At 53.9% G+C, this 17235-nt stretch carries 14 protein-coding genes; 10 read left to right on the forward strand and 4 right to left on the reverse strand.

The window, feature by feature from the left end; genetic code table 11:
- Positions 1-23 precede the first annotated feature (23 nt).
- The 5 genes from ileS to rihC all read left to right on the forward strand — a co-directional run bounded on the left by ileS (position 24) and on the right by rihC (position 5837).
- On the forward strand, positions 24-2840 hold the full coding sequence (ileS, locus tag OGX96_RS01850; RefSeq protein WP_286582112.1) for an isoleucine--tRNA ligase: 2817 nt from the start codon (positions 24-26) through the stop codon (positions 2838-2840).
- The gene (gene lspA / locus OGX96_RS01855) at positions 2840-3337 is read left to right on the forward strand and encodes a signal peptidase II (RefSeq protein WP_003018932.1); all 498 of its coding nucleotides are present in this window, start codon (positions 2840-2842) and stop codon (positions 3335-3337) included. The genes ileS and lspA overlap by 1 nt, the downstream gene beginning before the upstream one ends.
- A gap of 117 nt (positions 3338-3454) precedes the next feature.
- Entirely contained in the window at positions 3455-3904 is a 450-nt protein-coding gene (fkpB, locus tag OGX96_RS01860; RefSeq protein WP_003018929.1) for an FKBP-type peptidyl-prolyl cis-trans isomerase, read from the forward strand.
- Between the two features lies 1 nt (position 3905).
- On the forward strand, positions 3906-4856 hold the full coding sequence (gene ispH / locus OGX96_RS01865; protein ID WP_003018925.1) for a 4-hydroxy-3-methylbut-2-enyl diphosphate reductase: 951 nt from the start codon (positions 3906-3908) through the stop codon (positions 4854-4856).
- Positions 4857-4922: 66 nt separating this feature from the next.
- The gene (gene rihC / locus OGX96_RS01870; protein WP_125362749.1) at positions 4923-5837 is read left to right on the forward strand and encodes a ribonucleoside hydrolase RihC; all 915 of its coding nucleotides are present in this window, start codon (positions 4923-4925) and stop codon (positions 5835-5837) included.
- On the opposite strand, the gene OGX96_RS01875 is transcribed toward rihC, so the two are convergent.
- Entirely contained in the window at positions 5838-6746 is a 909-nt protein-coding gene (locus OGX96_RS01875; protein WP_032942336.1) for a LysR family transcriptional regulator, read from the reverse strand.
- 92 nt (positions 6747-6838) lie between these two features.
- Here OGX96_RS01875 and OGX96_RS01880 point away from each other — a divergent pair, with 92 nt between their 5' ends.
- From OGX96_RS01880 to caiF, 5 genes are all read left to right on the forward strand, one after another.
- Entirely contained in the window at positions 6839-7471 is a 633-nt protein-coding gene (locus OGX96_RS01880) for an alanyl-tRNA editing protein (protein ID WP_286582115.1), read from the forward strand.
- Between the two features lie 268 nt (positions 7472-7739).
- The gene (dapB, locus tag OGX96_RS01885) at positions 7740-8561 is read left to right on the forward strand and encodes a 4-hydroxy-tetrahydrodipicolinate reductase (protein ID WP_008786159.1); all 822 of its coding nucleotides are present in this window, start codon (positions 7740-7742) and stop codon (positions 8559-8561) included.
- Positions 8562-9015: 454 nt separating this feature from the next.
- Positions 9016-10164, forward strand: coding sequence for a glutamine-hydrolyzing carbamoyl-phosphate synthase small subunit (carA, locus tag OGX96_RS01890; protein WP_137377559.1), 1149 nt, complete (start codon positions 9016-9018; stop codon positions 10162-10164).
- A 17-nt stretch (positions 10165-10181) separates the two neighbouring features.
- Positions 10182-13406, forward strand: coding sequence for a carbamoyl-phosphate synthase large subunit (gene carB, locus OGX96_RS01895; RefSeq protein ID WP_003829707.1), 3225 nt, complete (start codon positions 10182-10184; stop codon positions 13404-13406).
- Between the two features lie 277 nt (positions 13407-13683).
- Positions 13684-14079 carry a carnitine metabolism transcriptional regulator CaiF gene (gene caiF, locus OGX96_RS01900; protein ID WP_003829705.1) on the forward strand — a complete coding sequence of 132 codons (396 nt, stop codon included), beginning with the start codon at positions 13684-13686 and terminating at the stop codon, positions 14077-14079.
- Positions 14080-14155: 76 nt separating this feature from the next.
- Here the strand turns inward: caiF and caiE are convergent, their stop codons facing one another.
- The 3 genes from caiE to caiC are packed head-to-tail and all read right to left on the reverse strand — an operon-like array spanning position 14156 to position 17201.
- Positions 14156-14752: a carnitine operon protein CaiE gene (gene caiE / locus OGX96_RS01905; protein ID WP_198802692.1), complete on the reverse strand. Its 597-nt coding sequence runs from the start codon at positions 14750-14752 to the stop codon at positions 14156-14158.
- 55 nt (positions 14753-14807) lie between these two features.
- On the reverse strand, positions 14808-15593 hold the full coding sequence (caiD, locus tag OGX96_RS01910; RefSeq protein WP_198802694.1) for a crotonobetainyl-CoA hydratase: 786 nt from the start codon (positions 15591-15593) through the stop codon (positions 14808-14810).
- A gap of 54 nt (positions 15594-15647) precedes the next feature.
- Positions 15648-17201 (reverse strand): crotonobetaine/carnitine-CoA ligase, encoded by a 1554-nt coding sequence (gene caiC, locus OGX96_RS01915; RefSeq protein WP_198802696.1) that lies wholly within the window; start codon positions 17199-17201, stop codon positions 15648-15650.
- Positions 17202-17235 lie beyond the last annotated feature (34 nt).

The raw sequence follows: 17235 nt of genomic DNA on the forward strand, positions 1-17235 counted from the left end.
TTAAATACGGAACCGAGAATCTGATGAGTGACTATAAATCAACCCTGAATTTGCCGGAAACAGGGTTCCCGATGCGCGGCGATCTCGCCAAGCGCGAACCGGGAATGCTGGCGCGTTGGACTGATGATGACCTGTACGGCATCATTCGTGCGGCCAAAAAAGGCAAAAAAACCTTCATTCTGCATGATGGCCCTCCTTATGCGAATGGCAGCATTCATATTGGTCACTCGGTTAACAAGATTCTGAAAGACATTATCGTGAAGTCCAAAGGACTCACGGGTTATGACTCGCCTTACGTTCCGGGCTGGGACTGCCACGGTCTGCCGATCGAGCTGAAAGTAGAGCAGGAATACGGCAAACCGGGCGAGAAGTTTACCGCCGCTGAGTTCCGTGCCAAGTGCCGCGAATACGCAGCGACCCAGGTTGACGGTCAGCGTAAAGACTTTATCCGTCTTGGCGTACTGGGTGACTGGTCGCATCCGTACCTGACCATGGACTTCAAAACCGAAGCCAACATCATTCGTGCGCTGGGTAAAATCATCGGCAACGGTCACCTGCACAAAGGTGCGAAGCCGGTGCACTGGTGCGTTGACTGCCGTTCCGCGCTGGCGGAAGCGGAAGTTGAGTATTATGACAAAACCTCCCCGTCCATCGACGTGGCGTTCCACGCCGCCGATCAGGATGCGGTGAAAGCGAAATTTGGCGTTTCTGACGTCAACGGCCCGATCTCTCTGGTTATCTGGACCACTACCCCGTGGACGTTACCGGCGAACCGCGCAATCTCTCTGGCACCTGATTTTGACTATGCGCTGGTGCAGATTGACGGCCAGGCTGTGATTCTGGCGAAAGATCTGGTTGAAAGTGTTATGCAGCGTATTGGCGCGGCTGAATACACCATTCTCGGCACCGTTAAAGGCGCTGAGCTGGAACTGCTGCGCTTTACCCATCCGTTTATGGGCTTTGATGTGCCGGCTATCCTTGGCGATCACGTTACGCTGGATGCGGGTACCGGTGCGGTTCATACCGCTGGCGGTCACGGTCCGGATGACTACGTCATCAGCCAGAAATACGGTCTGGAAATCGCTAACCCGGTTGGCCCGGACGGCGCATACCTGGCGGGTACTTATCCGGATCTGGACGGCGTGAACGTCTTTAAGGCCAACGACAAAATCGTTGCGCTGCTGAGCGAAAAAGGCGCGCTGCTGCACGTTGAGAAGATGCAGCACAGCTACCCATGCTGCTGGCGTCACAAGTCACCGATCATCTTCCGCGCGACCCCACAGTGGTTCGTCAGCATGGATCAAAAAGGCCTGCGCGCACAGTCGCTGAAAGAGATCAAAGGCGTGCAGTGGATCCCGGACTGGGGCCAGGCGCGTATTGAATCGATGGTTGCTAACCGTCCTGACTGGTGTATCTCCCGTCAGCGTACGTGGGGTGTGCCGATGTCTCTGTTTGTTCACAAAGACACCGAAGAGCTGCACCCGCGCGCTATCGAACTGATGGAAGAAGTGGCTAAACGCGTTGAAGTTGACGGCATCCAGGCGTGGTGGGATCTCGATCCGAAAGATATCCTCGGCGACGAAGCTGACCAGTATGTCAAAGTCCCGGATACGCTGGACGTGTGGTTCGACTCTGGTTCAACCCACTCCTCCGTCGTGGACGTACGTCCTGAGTTTGTAGGCCATGCGGCAGATATGTATCTGGAAGGCTCTGACCAGCACCGTGGCTGGTTCATGTCATCTCTGATGATCTCCACCGCCATGAAAGGCAAAGCACCTTATCGCCAGGTACTGACTCACGGTTTCACCGTTGATGGTCAGGGCCGTAAGATGTCCAAGTCTATCGGTAACACCGTTTCTCCGCAGGATGTGATGAACAAACTGGGCGCGGATATTCTGCGTCTGTGGGTGGCTTCAACCGACTATACCGGTGAAATGGCCGTTTCTGACGAAATTCTGAAACGTGCTGCCGACAGCTATCGTCGTATCCGTAACACCGCGCGCTTCCTGCTGGCGAACCTGAATGGGTTCGATCCGGTTAAAGACATGGTGAAACCGGAAGAGATGGTGGTGCTGGACAGGTGGGCGGTAGGTTGTGCGCAAGCGGCGCAGGACGAAATCCTGAAAGCCTATGAAGCCTATGACTTCCACGAAGTGGTACAGCGCCTGATGCGCTTCTGCTCCGTCGAAATGGGTTCGTTCTACCTCGACATCATCAAAGACCGTCAGTACACCGCGAAAGCGGATAGCGTGGCGCGTCGTAGCTGCCAGACAGCGCTGTTCCATATCGCTGAAGCGCTAGTTCGTTGGATGGCGCCGATCATGTCCTTCACCGCCGATGAAATCTGGGGCTACCTGCCGGGCGATCGTGAGAAGTATGTCTTTACCGGTGAATGGTACGAAGGTCTGTTTGGCTTAGGCGAAACCGAAGCGATGAACGATGCCTTCTGGGACGAGCTGTTGAAAGTGCGTGGCGAAGTGAACAAAGTCATCGAACAGGCGCGTGCGGATAAGAAAGTCGGCGGTTCTCTGGAAGCGGCAGTGACCCTGTACGCTGAACCTGAGCTGGCGGCGAAACTGACCGCGCTGGGCGAAGAGTTGCGTTTTGTACTGCTGACCTCTGGTGCGACGGTTGCGGATTATGCAGCGGCTCCTGCTGATGCTCAGCAGAGCGAACTGCTCAAAGGTCTGAAAATCGTACTGAGCAAAGCCGAAGGTGAGAAATGCCCGCGCTGCTGGCATTACACTACCGACGTCGGCCAGGTGGCGGAACATGCAGATATCTGCGGACGCTGTGTCAGCAACATCGCCGGTGATGGCGAACAACGTAAGTTTGCCTGATGAGTAAGCCTCTTTGTTCAACAGGACTACGCTGGCTGTGGCTGGTGGTAGTCGTGCTGATTATCGATTTAGGCAGCAAATACCTGATCCTCCAGAACTTTGCTCTGGGGGATACGGTGTCGCTGTTTCCGTCGCTTAATCTGCACTACGCGCGTAACTATGGTGCGGCGTTTAGCTTCTTAGCCGACAGCGGCGGCTGGCAACGTTGGTTCTTTGCCGGAATCGCCATCGGTATTTGCGTCATCCTGATGGTGATGATGTATCGCTCGAAGGCGACGCAGAAGCTGAACAACATCGCGTATGCGTTAATCATTGGCGGTGCACTGGGCAACTTGTTCGACCGCCTGTGGCACGGCTTCGTGGTTGATATGATTGACTTTTACGTCGGCGACTGGCATTTCGCGACCTTCAATCTGGCCGATACTGCTATCTGTATCGGCGCGGCATTGATTGTTCTCGAAGGCTTCCTGCCGTCGAAAGAGAAAAAAGCCGCATAAAAAAATGCCGGATGGCGCTATGCTAATCCGGCCTACAATATACTGCGATCCTTGTTGGCCCGGTAAGCGTATCGCCACCGGGCAAACAGGCGGCAGCAATTTTAAAGAGCAACCTGCATGTCTAAATCAGTACAGAGTAACAGTGCGGTGCTGGTGCACTTCACCCTTAAGCTCGACGATGGCTCAACCGCAGAGTCAACCCGCAATAACGGCAAGCCTGCGCTGTTTCGCCTGGGCGACGGTTCTCTGTCTGAAGGACTGGAACAACACCTGCTGGGGCTAAAAGAAGGTGATAAAACCACTTTTGCTCTGGAACCGGATGCCGCCTTTGGCGTGTCAAGTCCGGACTTAATTCAGTATTTCTCGCGTCGGGAGTTTATGGACGCGGGCGAGCCAGAAATTGGCGCTATCATGCTCTTTACCGCAATGGACGGCAGTGAGATGCCTGGCGTGATCCGCGAAATCAACGGTGATTCGATCACGGTTGATTTCAACCATCCGCTGGCCGGGCATACCGTTCATTTTGATATTGAAGTGCTGGAAGTCGAACCGGCACTGGAGGCGTAAAATGCAGATCCTGTTGGCCAACCCGCGCGGTTTTTGCGCTGGCGTAGACCGCGCTATCAGCATTGTGGAAAACGCGCTGGCTATTTATGGCGCACCGATTTATGTCCGTCACGAGGTGGTGCATAACCGCTATGTGGTGGATAGCCTGCGCGAGCGCGGCGCTATTTTTATCGAGCAAATCAGCGAAGTGCCGGATGGCGCGATCCTGATTTTCTCCGCTCATGGCGTATCTCAGGCGGTGCGTAACGAAGCCAAAGGCCGTGACCTCACGGTTTTTGATGCGACCTGCCCGCTGGTAACGAAAGTGCATATGGAAGTTGCCCGTGCCAGTCGTCGTGGCGAAGAATCCATTCTGATTGGTCACGCCGGGCACCCGGAAGTCGAAGGCACGATGGGCCAGTACAGCAACCCGCAAGGGGGAATGTATCTGGTTGAATCACCAGATGATGTGCTGAAACTGAATGTGAAAAATGAAGGCAAATTATCCTTCATGACGCAGACAACGCTTTCCGTTGACGACACTTCTGACGTTATTGATGCACTGCGTCAACGCTTCCCGAAAATTGTCGGGCCGCGCAAAGACGATATCTGTTATGCCACCACCAACCGTCAGGAAGCGGTTCGCGCGCTGGCGGAACAGGCTGATGTTGTGCTGGTGGTCGGCTCTAAGAACTCCTCTAACTCCAACCGTCTGGCTGAACTGGCCCAGCGAATGGGGAAAGCGGCGTATTTGATTGACGATGCGACCGACATTCAGGAAGCGTGGGTGAAAGAAGCGAAGTGTGTGGGCGTGACGGCCGGAGCCTCGGCGCCGGATATCCTGGTGCAAAACGTGATTGCTCGCCTGCAAGAGCTTGGTGGTGGGGAAGCGATCCCACTGGAAGGCCGCGAAGAGAACATCGTTTTCGAAGTGCCGAAAGAGCTGCGTGTGGATGTTCGTGAAGTAGAGTAAGTCTTTCCGGTTACGATTATGAGAAGATGCCAGACTTAACGTCTGGCATTTTTTTATGGAGAAACCATGCGCTTACCGATCATTCTTGATACCGATCCCGGCATTGATGATGCCGCCGCCATTGCCGCCGCGCTGTTTGCCCCTGAGCTGGATCTGCAACTGATGACCACGGTAGCAGGCAATGTGTCGGTGGAGAAAACCACCCGTAATGCGTTGCAACTGCTGCACTTCTGGAATGCGGATGTTCCGCTGGCGCAGGGAGCATCAATGCCGCTGGTGCGGCCACTGCGTGATGCCGCTTCCGTGCACGGCGAGTCCGGTATGGAAGGGTATGAATTTGTCGAACACGACCGCCAGGCGATGGCAAAACCCGCCTTCCAGGCGATTCGCGATGCGCTGATGCATGCCCCGCAGCCCGTGACGCTGGTGGCGATTGGCCCGCTGACCAACATTGCGCTGCTGCTGACCCATTATCCTGAATGCGTATTTAACATTCACCGTCTGGTGATTATGGGCGGCTCTGCCGGGCGCGGGAACTTCACACCCAACGCCGAGTTTAATATTGCTATCGATCCCGAGGCCGCAGCGAAAGTCTTCCAGAGTGGGCTGGAGATTGTGATGTGTGGGCTGGATGTGACCAATCAGGCCATGCTCGCCCCAGACTATCTGGCGACGTTGCCTCAACTTAACCAGACGGGAAAAATGCTGCATGCACTGTTTAGCCATTACCGTAGCGGCAGCATGAATACGGGGCTGCGAATGCACGATCTGTGTGCCATTGCCTGGCTGGTGCGCCCGGAACTGTTTACCCTGCAGTCGTGTTTCGTGGCGGTTGAAACCCAGGGCGAATATACCTCGGGTACGACGGTAGTGGACATTGAAGGACGCTTGGGGCATCCGGCAAATGCGCAGGTTGCGCTGGGCCTGAACGTTGAAGGTTTCCAGCAGTGGGTGGCAGAGGTATTTGCCCGCGCACTGTAATCAGGTGTTGTGCAACGGCACCTTCTCGCTGAGATAATCAATCATCGCCCGCATTCTGGCGGGCATATGTTGATTGCGCGTCCATAGCAGCCACAGTTCCCCGCTGTAGTCGCTGATAAATTCCCATTCTGGCAGTACCTGGACAATCTCGCCATTGGCGAGTGCCTCGCTGGCGGTGAACAGTGGCAGGCTGCCGATTCCCAGATCCTTTTTTACCGCGTCCAGGCGTACACCGGTGTGGTTGGCGGCGTAGCGGCCATGAGTCTGAATGGTCTCCATGCGCTCACCGCGTCGAAACTTCCAACGTGAATCCGCAGGTGTCTCGCCAAGACTGATACAGCTATGCTCGCGCAGTGCCTGCGGGTGCTCGGGCGTACCGTGCTTGCGTAAGTATTCGGGGGTTGCGCATATCACATGGCTGACCGGCATCAGCGGTTTCCCGTACAGGCCCGGGGAAGGCGACTGACTGATGCGCAGTGCAAGGTCGACGCCGTCGTCGATTAAATCCATATACCGGTCTTCCAGCCGAAGGCAGACGTCCACTTGCGGGTAGCGCGTAAAGAATTCGGCCATCAGTGGATGAATGACAAATCGCCCCACCGCTTTCGGCACGCTGAGGGTCAGTTGCCCTTGCGCGATGGTTTGTCGACTGCTGCCTGAGTCGACGGCCATTTGTGCCGCATGCAGCATTTCCTGCGCGTGTGCATACACAATTTTGCCCGTTTCGCTGAGCGCCAGCTTGCGCGTCGTACGGTGCAGCAGCTTACTGCCCAACGCCTTCTCGAGGCGTGAAGCGCTGCGGCTAATAGCGGAAGGCGTAGCACCCGAGGCTTTGGCGGCGGCGGAGAAGCTCCCCTGGTCGATAATCAACACAAAGGTGGCAAGGTCGGGAAGAAGATTAGGGTTCATTTGTGCGTACCAGGCAAAGATGCATTGAACCAGCTCAGGATTATCGCCGTCAGTAAAGTGAATATACTCTTCCCATCAATAGGAGAGCAATCATGACTGAACGTCTTTATTACACCAGCGATAACACTGAAGGCCAGGCTAACTTACTGAGTTGCTCGGCTGAGCCGGATGGACGGTACGCGGTGGTACTGGATAGAACCCTTTTTCACCCGCAGGGAGGCGGGCAGCCTGCGGATGCGGGCTGGATTGATGGTGAGCGGGTTGAAACAGTCCTCGCGCGCGGTGACGATGTGGTGCACATTGTGGCAAAACCGCTCCTCCCCGGTATCGTGAACCTGCGTGTGGATGCCGCGCTGCGTCAACTGCACGCCCGCCTGCACTCGGCAGGACATCTTATCGGCCTGGCGGGTACAGCGTTCGGCTGGCTCCCGGTGAAAGCACACCATTGGCCCAATGAGGGGCGCATTACTTTCGCCGCCGGTGAAAACGGTACGTTACCGGATACGCTATCGCTGCAGGAGAAAATTAACGCTTGGCAGGCAGACAATCTCGCCAGACAAGTGATATTCACCGACGGGTTGCGGCAGGTTGGATTTGGTCATCTCCTCGCTTATCCCTGCGGAGGGACGCATGTTGCCCATCTCTCTGAGATTGGACCGGTGACGATTACTCAGGTGAAGATGAAAAAAGGGCAAATGATCGTCAACTACACGCTCGTGCCATAAAACCACACTCGCGAAAATATCTACGCAGACTGGCTGATTTCTGCTCGTATTTCCGTCGTTTTCCCATCATTTTGCGCCATACTGAGTAAGTTTGACTTCTTTCCTGTACTCCAGCAATGATTCATCCTGCGGGATGAATCATGTCTTTTACTGATATTCCCCTCTGTTTATCATTAAATTCTAATTATGGGTGTTTTCAGCTAGCGGCCTCCGGGCGCGCTGGTTACTCTGAAAACGGTTTACGCAATTTTTATAAAAGAGAATAGCTATGCATGAAGCACAAATCCGTGTCGCCATTGCCGGCGCCGGTGGCCGCATGGGACGGCAGTTAATCCAGGCCGCCATGGCGATGGAAGGTGTTCAATTGGGTGCCGCGTTAGAGCGCGAAGGCTCGTCCTTACTGGGAAGCGATGCCGGAGAATTAGCGGGGGCCGGAAAAACGGGCGTTACCGTGCAAAGCAGCCTTGACGCGGTGAAAGATGATTTCGATGTTTTCATCGATTTTACCCGCCCGGAAGGCACGCTGGCGCATCTGGCGTTTTGCCGCCAGCACGGTAAAGGGATGGTGATTGGCACCACCGGCTTTGATGACGCAGGTAAACAGGCTATTCGCGATGCCGCGCAGGAGATTGCTATCGTTTTCGCCGCGAACTTTAGCGTTGGCGTCAATGTCATGCTTAAGCTGCTGGAGAAGGCGGCGAAAGTGATGGGTGATTACACCGATATTGAGATTATTGAAGCTCACCACCGCCATAAAGTTGATGCGCCGTCAGGCACTGCGCTGGCGATGGGCGAGGCGATTGCCGGGGCGCTGGATAAGGATTTAAAAGAGTGTGCCGTCTATTCGCGTGAAGGTTACACCGGCGAGCGCGTACCGGGCACGATCGGTTTTGCCACGGTGCGGGCGGGGGATATCGTCGGTGAGCATACCGCGATGTTTGCTGATATTGGCGAGCGTATTGAGATCACGCATAAAGCGTCCAGCCGCATGACTTTTGCCAATGGCGCAGTGCGTTCGGCAATTTGGCTAAAATCAAAGTCAAATGGTCTTTTTGACATGAAAGATGTGCTTGATTTACGCAGTTTATAGCTTTCATTACCCTTCGTGATGTGGTTATTGTAATCATAATTATTTGATTACATAGGGCAATATTTTATTGCCCTTTTATTTTTGGCTTCTGAATGTGTTTTTTCTTTTAATTGGTTATTTGTCTATGTTTTGTTGGGTAATTCTGTTATCTCAATGTAAATTTTGACCAAATGGTCCACTTTTTTCTCTCCCGCATTCTGTTTTTACACTCTTTGTCTGCCGCAAGCGTTTTCCACCCTGAGTTAGCTGATCTTTTTGCCTGTTAAATCGTGTGTTTTATCCCAGTGGCGCAAAATAATAATAAAAAAAGCCCTTTTGGGTAGACTTTTGTGTGAGCTATCTCTAGAATGCCGCCGTTTGCCAGAAATCCAAGGTAAGCAAATTTGCATTGATTCATGAGGTGTTAATGAATTAATATGCAAATAAAGTGAGTGAATATTCTCTGGAGGGTGTTTTGATTAAGTCAGCGCTATTGGTTCTGGAAGACGGAACCCAGTTTCACGGTCGGGCCATAGGGGCAACAGGTTCGGCGGTTGGGGAAGTCGTTTTCAATACTTCAATGACCGGTTATCAAGAAATCCTCACTGATCCTTCCTATTCCCGCCAAATCGTCACTCTTACTTATCCTCATATCGGTAATGTCGGCACCAATGAAGCCGATGCAGAATCTTCTCAGGTACATGCGCAAGGCCTGGTCATCCGCGACCTGCCGCTGATTGCCAGCAACTTCCGCGATACTGAAGACCTCTCTTCTTACCTCAAGCGCCATAACATTGTGGCGATTGCTGATATCGATACCCGTAAGCTGACGCGTTTGCTGCGTGAAAAGGGCGCACAGAACGGCTGCATCATCGTGGGCGATAACCCGGATGCGGCGCTGGCACTGGAAAAAGCAAAAGCTTTCCCAGGCCTGAACGGTATGGATCTGGCGAAAGAAGTGACCACCGCGGAGCCTTATAGTTGGACGCAGGGGAGCTGGACGCTAGCCGGTGACCTGCCGGAAGCGAAATCTGCCGATGAAATGCCGTTCCACGTTGTGGCTTACGATTTCGGCGCCAAACGTAACATTCTGCGTATGTTAGCGGACCGCGGCTGCCGCCTGACGGTTGTACCGGCGAAAACCTCAGCAGAAGACGTTCTGAAGATGAATCCGGACGGTATTTTCCTGTCCAACGGCCCTGGCGACCCGGCACCGTGCGACTACGCAATTACCGCGATTCAGAAATTCCTCGAAACCGATATTCCGGTATTTGGCATCTGCCTCGGCCATCAGTTGCTGGCGCTGGCGAGCGGTGCGAAGACCATTAAGATGAAGTTTGGCCACCACGGCGGTAACCATCCGGTAAAAGATATTGATAACAATACCGTGATGATCACCGCACAGAACCACGGTTTTGCTGTAGATGAAGCCTCCATGCCTGCCAACCTGCGCGTGACCCACAAGTCACTGTTCGACGGCACCTTGCAGGGGATTCATCGTACCGATAAACCGGCGTTTAGCTTCCAGGGGCACCCTGAAGCGAGTCCGGGTCCGCACGACGCTGCACCGTTGTTCGACCACTTTATCGAGTTAATTGAGCAATACCGTCAGTCCGCGAAATAATCAGGAGTAAAAGAGCCATGCCAAAACGTACAGACATAAAAAGTATCCTGATTCTGGGCGCGGGTCCGATTGTTATCGGTCAAGCGTGTGAGTTTGACTATTCCGGCGCGCAGGCGTGTAAAGCCCTGCGTGAAGAGGGTTACCGCGTTATTCTGGTGAACTCCAACCCGGCAACCATCATGACCGACCCGGAAATGGCCGATGCCACTTACATCGAGCCGATTCACTGGGAAGTGGTGCGCAAAATTATTGAGAAAGAACGCCCGGATGCGGTGCTGCCAACCATGGGCGGTCAGACAGCGCTGAACTGCGCGCTGGAACTGGAACGCCAGGGCGTACTGGCTGAGTTCGGCGTGACCATGATTGGCGCAACGGCGGATGCCATTGATAAAGCGGAAGACCGTCGTCGCTTCGATATCGCGATGAAAAAGATTGGTCTCGACACCGCACGTTCAGGCATCGCTCACACCATGGAAGAAGCGCTGGCGGTTGCCGCTGACGTTGGCTTCCCGTGCATTATCCGCCCTAGCTTCACCATGGGCGGCACCGGTGGCGGTATCGCCTATAACCGCGAAGAGTTCGAAGAAATCTGCGAACGCGGTCTGGATCTTTCCCCAACCAACGAGCTGCTGATTGATGAATCACTGATTGGCTGGAAAGAGTACGAGATGGAAGTGGTGCGTGATAAAAACGACAACTGCATCATCGTTTGCTCCATCGAAAACTTCGACGCGATGGGCATCCATACCGGTGACTCCATCACCGTAGCACCTGCCCAGACGCTGACCGACAAAGAATATCAAATCATGCGTAACGCCTCGATGGCGGTACTGCGTGAAATCGGCGTGGAAACCGGCGGTTCTAACGTCCAGTTTGCGGTAAACCCGAAAAACGGTCGCCTGATTGTCATCGAGATGAACCCGCGCGTATCCCGTTCTTCTGCGCTGGCATCTAAAGCCACCGGTTTCCCGATTGCGAAAGTCGCCGCCAAGCTGGCGGTGGGCTATACCCTCGACGAACTGATGAACGACATCACCGGCGGCCGTACTCCGGCTTCATTTGAGCCGTCCATCGACTACGTTGTGACCAAAATTCCACGCTTCAACTTCGAGAAATTCGTTGGCGCTAACGACCGTCTGACCACGCAGATGAAATCTGTCGGTGAAGTGATGGCGATTGGCCGCACCCAGCAGGAATCGCTGCAGAAAGCGCTGCGCGGTCTGGAAGTGGGCGCGACCGGCTTCGACCCGAAAGTAAGCCTGGACGACCCGGAAGCACTGACTAAAATCCGTCGCGAGCTGAAAGACGCGGGCGCTGAGCGTATCTGGTACATCGCCGATGCCTTCCGTGCTGGCCTGTCCGTCGATGGCGTGTTCAATCTGACCAACATCGACCGCTGGTTCCTGGTGCAGATTGAAGAGCTGGTACGTCTGGAAGAAAAAGTCACCGACCTTGGCATCAACGGCCTCGACGCTGACTTCCTGCGCGTACTGAAGCGCAAAGGCTTCGCCGATGCGCGTCTGGCGAAACTGGCCGGCGTTCGCGAAGCGGAAATCCGCAAACTGCGCGACCAGTACAATCTGCACCCGGTCTACAAACGCGTGGATACCTGTGCGGCAGAATTTGCCACCGACACCGCTTACATGTACTCCACCTATGAAGATGAGTGCGAAGCGAACCCGTCCGTTGACCGCGATAAAATCATGGTGCTGGGCGGTGGTCCAAACCGTATCGGTCAGGGTATTGAGTTTGACTACTGCTGCGTACACGCCTCGCTGGCGCTGCGCGAAGACGGTTACGAGACCATCATGGTCAACTGTAACCCGGAAACCGTTTCAACTGATTACGACACCTCTGACCGCCTGTACTTCGAACCGGTCACGCTGGAAGACGTACTGGAAATCGTTCGTATCGAGAAGCCGAAAGGCGTCATCGTACAGTACGGTGGACAGACCCCGCTGAAGCTGGCGCGTGCGCTGGAAGCGGCAGGTGTACCGGTTATCGGTACCAGCCCGGATGCCATCGACCGCGCGGAAGACCGCGAGCGTTTCCAGCAGGCGGTTGACCGTCTGAAGCTGAAACAACCGGCGAATGCTACCGTAACGGCTATCGAACAGGCTGTTGAGAAGGCGAAAGAGATTGGCTACCCGCTGGTAGTGCGTCCGTCGTATGTTCTCGGTGGTCGCGCGATGGAAATCGTCTACGACGAAGCCGACCTGCGTCGCTACTTCCAGACCGCAGTCAGCGTTTCTAACGATGCGCCGGTACTGCTGGACCGTTTCCTTGATGACGCGGTTGAAGTGGACGTGGACGCTATCTGCGACGGTGAAATGGTGCTGATTGGCGGCATCATGGAGCACATCGAACAGGCGGGCGTGCACTCCGGTGACTCCGCATGTTCTCTGCCAGCGTACACCCTGAGCCAGGAAATTCAGGATGTGATGCGCCAACAGGTGCAGAAACTGGCCTTCGAACTGCAGGTTCGCGGTCTGATGAACGTCCAGTTTGCGGTGAAGAATAACGAAGTTTACCTGATTGAAGTGAACCCGCGTGCGGCACGTACCGTTCCGTTCGTCTCCAAGGCAACTGGTGTACCGCTGGCGAAAGTCGCGGCGCGCGTGATGGCCGGGAAAACGCTGGCACAGCAGGGCGTAACCAAAGAAGTTATCCCGCCGTACTACTCGGTAAAAGAAGTGGTGCTGCCGTTCAACAAGTTCCCGGGCGTTGACCCGCTGTTAGGGCCAGAAATGCGCTCTACCGGGGAAGTGATGGGCGTGGGCCGTACCTTCGCGGAAGCGTTCGCCAAGGCACAGCTGGGCAGCAGCTCCACCATGAAAAAACAGGGTCGTGCACTGCTCTCCGTTCGCGAAGGCGATAAAGAGCGCGTGGTTGACCTGGCAGCGAAACTGCTGAAGTTTGGCTTCGAGCTGGATGCGACGCACGGGACCGCGATTGTTCTGGGTGAAGCGGGTATCAATCCACGTCTGGTGAACAAGGTGCATGAAGGTCGTCCGCACATTCAGGACCGTATCAAGAATGGCGAGTACACCTATATCATCAACACCACCGAAGGTCGTCAGGCGATTGAAGACTCCAAGCTTATTCGCCGCAGCGCGCTGCAGTACAAAGTGCATTATGACACTACGCTGAACGGCGGTTTCGCCACAGCGATGGCGTTGAATGCCGATGCCACCGAGAAGGTAACCTCGGTGCAGGAAATGCACGCGCAGATCAAAAAGTAATAAACAAAAGGTCCGGTGAATATTGCTCTAACCGGATCTGTAATATAATTTTGAAAGGGTTTCTGTAAAGAAACCCTTTTTTTGTCTTGCGTAAGGTCATTCCTGGACAAGTCCGTTTCCGTAACCACATTTTCAATGTAATAAGCACGATATTGCTCACACTAATCAACATTCAAGTCGCATACTATCCTTTATATCCACAATTTTAATATGGCTTAGTTTTTATTAATTTGGACAGGCCGTAGCCAGATTTTTAATTTGTGAAAATGGTGTGCTTATGTGTGAAAAATATGTTGAAAGACCGCTTTATTTGTTAATTGCTGACTGGATGATGGCCGAGGATCGTTGGATCACCGCAAAGGAAATTTCCCGCCATTTTGATATCGAGCACTGCAAAGCAATTAATACGCTCTCTTATATTCTGTCGGAAGTGGGAGAAATTGTTTGTGAAGTTAAGATGATCCCTAATCAGATTGCCGGTCGGGGTTGTCAGTGCCAGCGTCTGGTGAAAGTCGTGAGCATTGACTCTCATCTCTACAGCCGACTGAATCACAATTTGCAGGAGAAAAAGGTGAGCATGGCGAAAACGCCACGCCTGTCTGCCGTTCCTCCAACAGAGCTCAACCGTGAGCAGAAATGGCAGATGATGCTCTCCAAGAGTATGCGTCGCTAATAATCAGTTTGCCTGATGGCGGCATAAACGGTGATTGACACGTAGGCCGGATAAGCGTGAGCGCATCCGGCATCAATTACTGTGCTGATTTGGGTTTTACGTCCGTTGTGCCTTTCAGGCGTGGCCGGTTTTCTTCGACCCGCGTTAAGGGTAGTGTTTCGTGTAGACCTGTGTGGCAGCGAGTTGCAAGATCCTGATACTCTTTGGTGTTTAGCCGTTTCCAGTGCAGTTCCTGGTCCGTGACTTCGCGCAATACGCGAGCGGGTGAGCCAACCAGCATCTGCCTTGCCTCTCCCTGAAATCCGGCTTTGACAAAGCTCATGGCGGCGACAATGCTCTCTTCGCCAATCGCTGCGCCGTCCATAATGACGCTGTTCATGCCGATCAGCGCATCTCTGCCCACCACGCAACCGTGCAGGATTGCGCCATGGCCGATGTGTCCGTTCTCATGCACGATGGTGTCGGTGTCGCAGTAGCCGTGCATGATGCAGCCATCCTGCAAATTAGAACCAGCCTCCAGGATCAAGCGACCATAGTCACCGCGCAATGACGCGTGCGGGCCAATATAAACTCCGGCACCCACTATGACATCGCCAATCAGCACGGCGCTGGGATGGACAAAGGCATCCGGATGTACCACCGGAATCAGGTCCTCAAAGGCGTAGTAGCTCATCGTTTTATCTCGGTTTTATTGCCGGATAAGCGAATCGCTATCCGGCATCGGCACATTAACGACCTTTCCACACCGGGTCGCGTTTTTCGGCAAACGCCTGCGGTCCTTCAAGCGCATCTTCCGAATGCAGTACAGATGGATAGTGCTTCAGTACGCCGCTGCGGATGTAGCGGTAGCCTTCTTCCACCGGCATTTCGCTGGTGGTGCGATAGATCTCTTTCAGTGCGGCGATAGCCAGCGGGGCGCTATTGACCAACTGCTGCGCCAGTTCACGCGCGCTATCCATCAGTTCGCTCTGGCTGACAACGCGGTTGACGATACCCCAACGCAGCGCTTCTTCGGCGCTCATTCGTCTGCCGGTCATCACCATTTCGTTGACGATTGCCGGTGGCAGCTGCTTAGGCAGACGCAGTACGCCGCCGCTGTCAGGCACGATCCCGAGCTTGGCTTCCGGCAGTGCGAAGCTGGCGTTTTCCGCGCAGACAATAAAATCCGCTGCCAGCGCCAGCTCAAAACCACCGCCAAACGCATAGCCGTTTACCGCAGCGATGACCGGCTTATCGAGATCGAAAATTTCGGTTAAACCGGCGAAGCCGCCTGGGCCAAAATCGGCATCTGGCGCTTCACCTTCAGCTGCTGCTTTTAAGTCCCAGCCCGCAGAAAAGAATTTCTCACCGCCGCCGGTGATAATCGCTACGCGTAATTCCGGGTCGTCACGAAAATTAAGAAACGCTTCACCCATGGCAAAGCTGGTTTTGGCGTCAATGGCATTGGCTTTAGGCCGATCGAGGGTAATTTCCAGGATCGGGCCGTTACGGGTCAGATGTAATGAATCACTCATAGTTCATCTCCAGATAAATAGATTTCCCGGCAGGAGGAGTTCCTGTCGGAAGGGTTATTTCAGATTTTTTTTGATTATTTTTCCTGAACAATTGCGCGGCAGGTCGGTTCTTATCTCCATAAAAGAGGGAACCTTGAATTTCGCCATATTGTTTTCGCAGAAGCTGAAGAACTCGGCTTCGCTTAATGTTTCACCTTCATTAAGGACGATAAACGCTTTAATGGCTTCATCACGGATCGAATCTTTAATACCGACAACCACAATGTCCTGAATTTTGGGATGCGCAGAAATAATATTTTCCAGCTCGACGCAGGAGACATTTTCCCCGCCGCGTTTAATCATGTTGCAGCGCCTGTCGACGAAATAAAAATAGCCATCCTCATCCTGATAGCCCGAATCACCGGTATGTAACCAGCCCTCAGGTTCCAGCGCTTTGGCGGTAGCCTCCGGCTGCGCGTAGTACTCTTTGAAGATTGTTTTGCCCGGCACGCCTTTAATACAGATTTCGCCAATTTCTCCGGCGGGCAGGGGACGGTTGTGATCGTCGCGGATTTCGGCTTCATAGCTAAATCCCACGCGACCAATGGAGGGCCAGCGTCGTTTGTCACCGGGACGGTCGCCGATAATACCGACGATGGTTTCAGTCATACCGTAGGAGGTCAGCAGCCTGACGCCAAAGCGTTCGGTAAAATCGTCTTTTTCCTGCTCGGATAAATTGAGGTAGAACATCACTTCGCGCAGGTGATGCTGTCTGTCGGTTGGTGCAGCGGGCTGCACCATTAGCGTTCTGATCATCATCGGAATGCATTCGGTAACGGTCGCCTTATATCTATGCACCTGATTCCAGAACGCCCTGGCACTGTACTTCTCTAGCAGCACAAAGGTGCTGCCAGCGGAGAATGCGGGCATTGCGGCGGTACACTGACAGTCGATATGAAACGCGGGCATCACCGTCATGTAGACGTCATCATCGCGCAGGGCGATTTGCCAGGCAGAGTAGTAGCCTGCAAAACGCAGGTTGTAGTGGGTAATTACCACCCCTTTAGGCCGCGAGGTGGTGCCTGAGGTAAACAGAATTTCCGCCGTATCGTCAGTGGATAACGTGGGCGTATAGCACAGCGTGGCGGACTGGCGGGATTGCAGTTGGGTAAAGTGACTCACGCCGTCGTCAGCCGGAAGCTGTTCGCCAATCAGACAGATATGATTAAGCGGGGTGCTATTTTCCAGCCGTATCTGGCGGTACATAGGATAAAACTGGGCGCTGGTGACCAGCAGACTTACCTGGCTGTTTTGCAGGATCCAGGCACTTTCTTCACCCAGCAAGCGGGCATTAATCGGTACCATGATGGCGCCAATTTTTGCCAGCCCAAACCAGCAAAAAATGAATTCCGGACAGTTATCCAGATGCAATGCGACCTTATCGCCCTTGCGGATCCCTAAGGAATGGAACAGGTTTGCCGTGCGGTTAATCTCTTCATTGAGCGAGGCATAGCTAAACTGCCGAACGATTCCTTCGCAGGATTCGAAAATTAACGCCGTTTTATCTCCGTACACCCCGGCCAGGTCGTCCCACATCTGACGTAAGTTTTGTCCGCCAACGATATCCATATTGCTTTATCCACTGAAATCAGGCGTGAGCGCT

The organism is Citrobacter sp. Cpo100, assembly GCF_030332595.1.
Classification (GTDB): Bacteria; Pseudomonadota; Gammaproteobacteria; order Enterobacterales; family Enterobacteriaceae; genus Citrobacter; species Citrobacter portucalensis.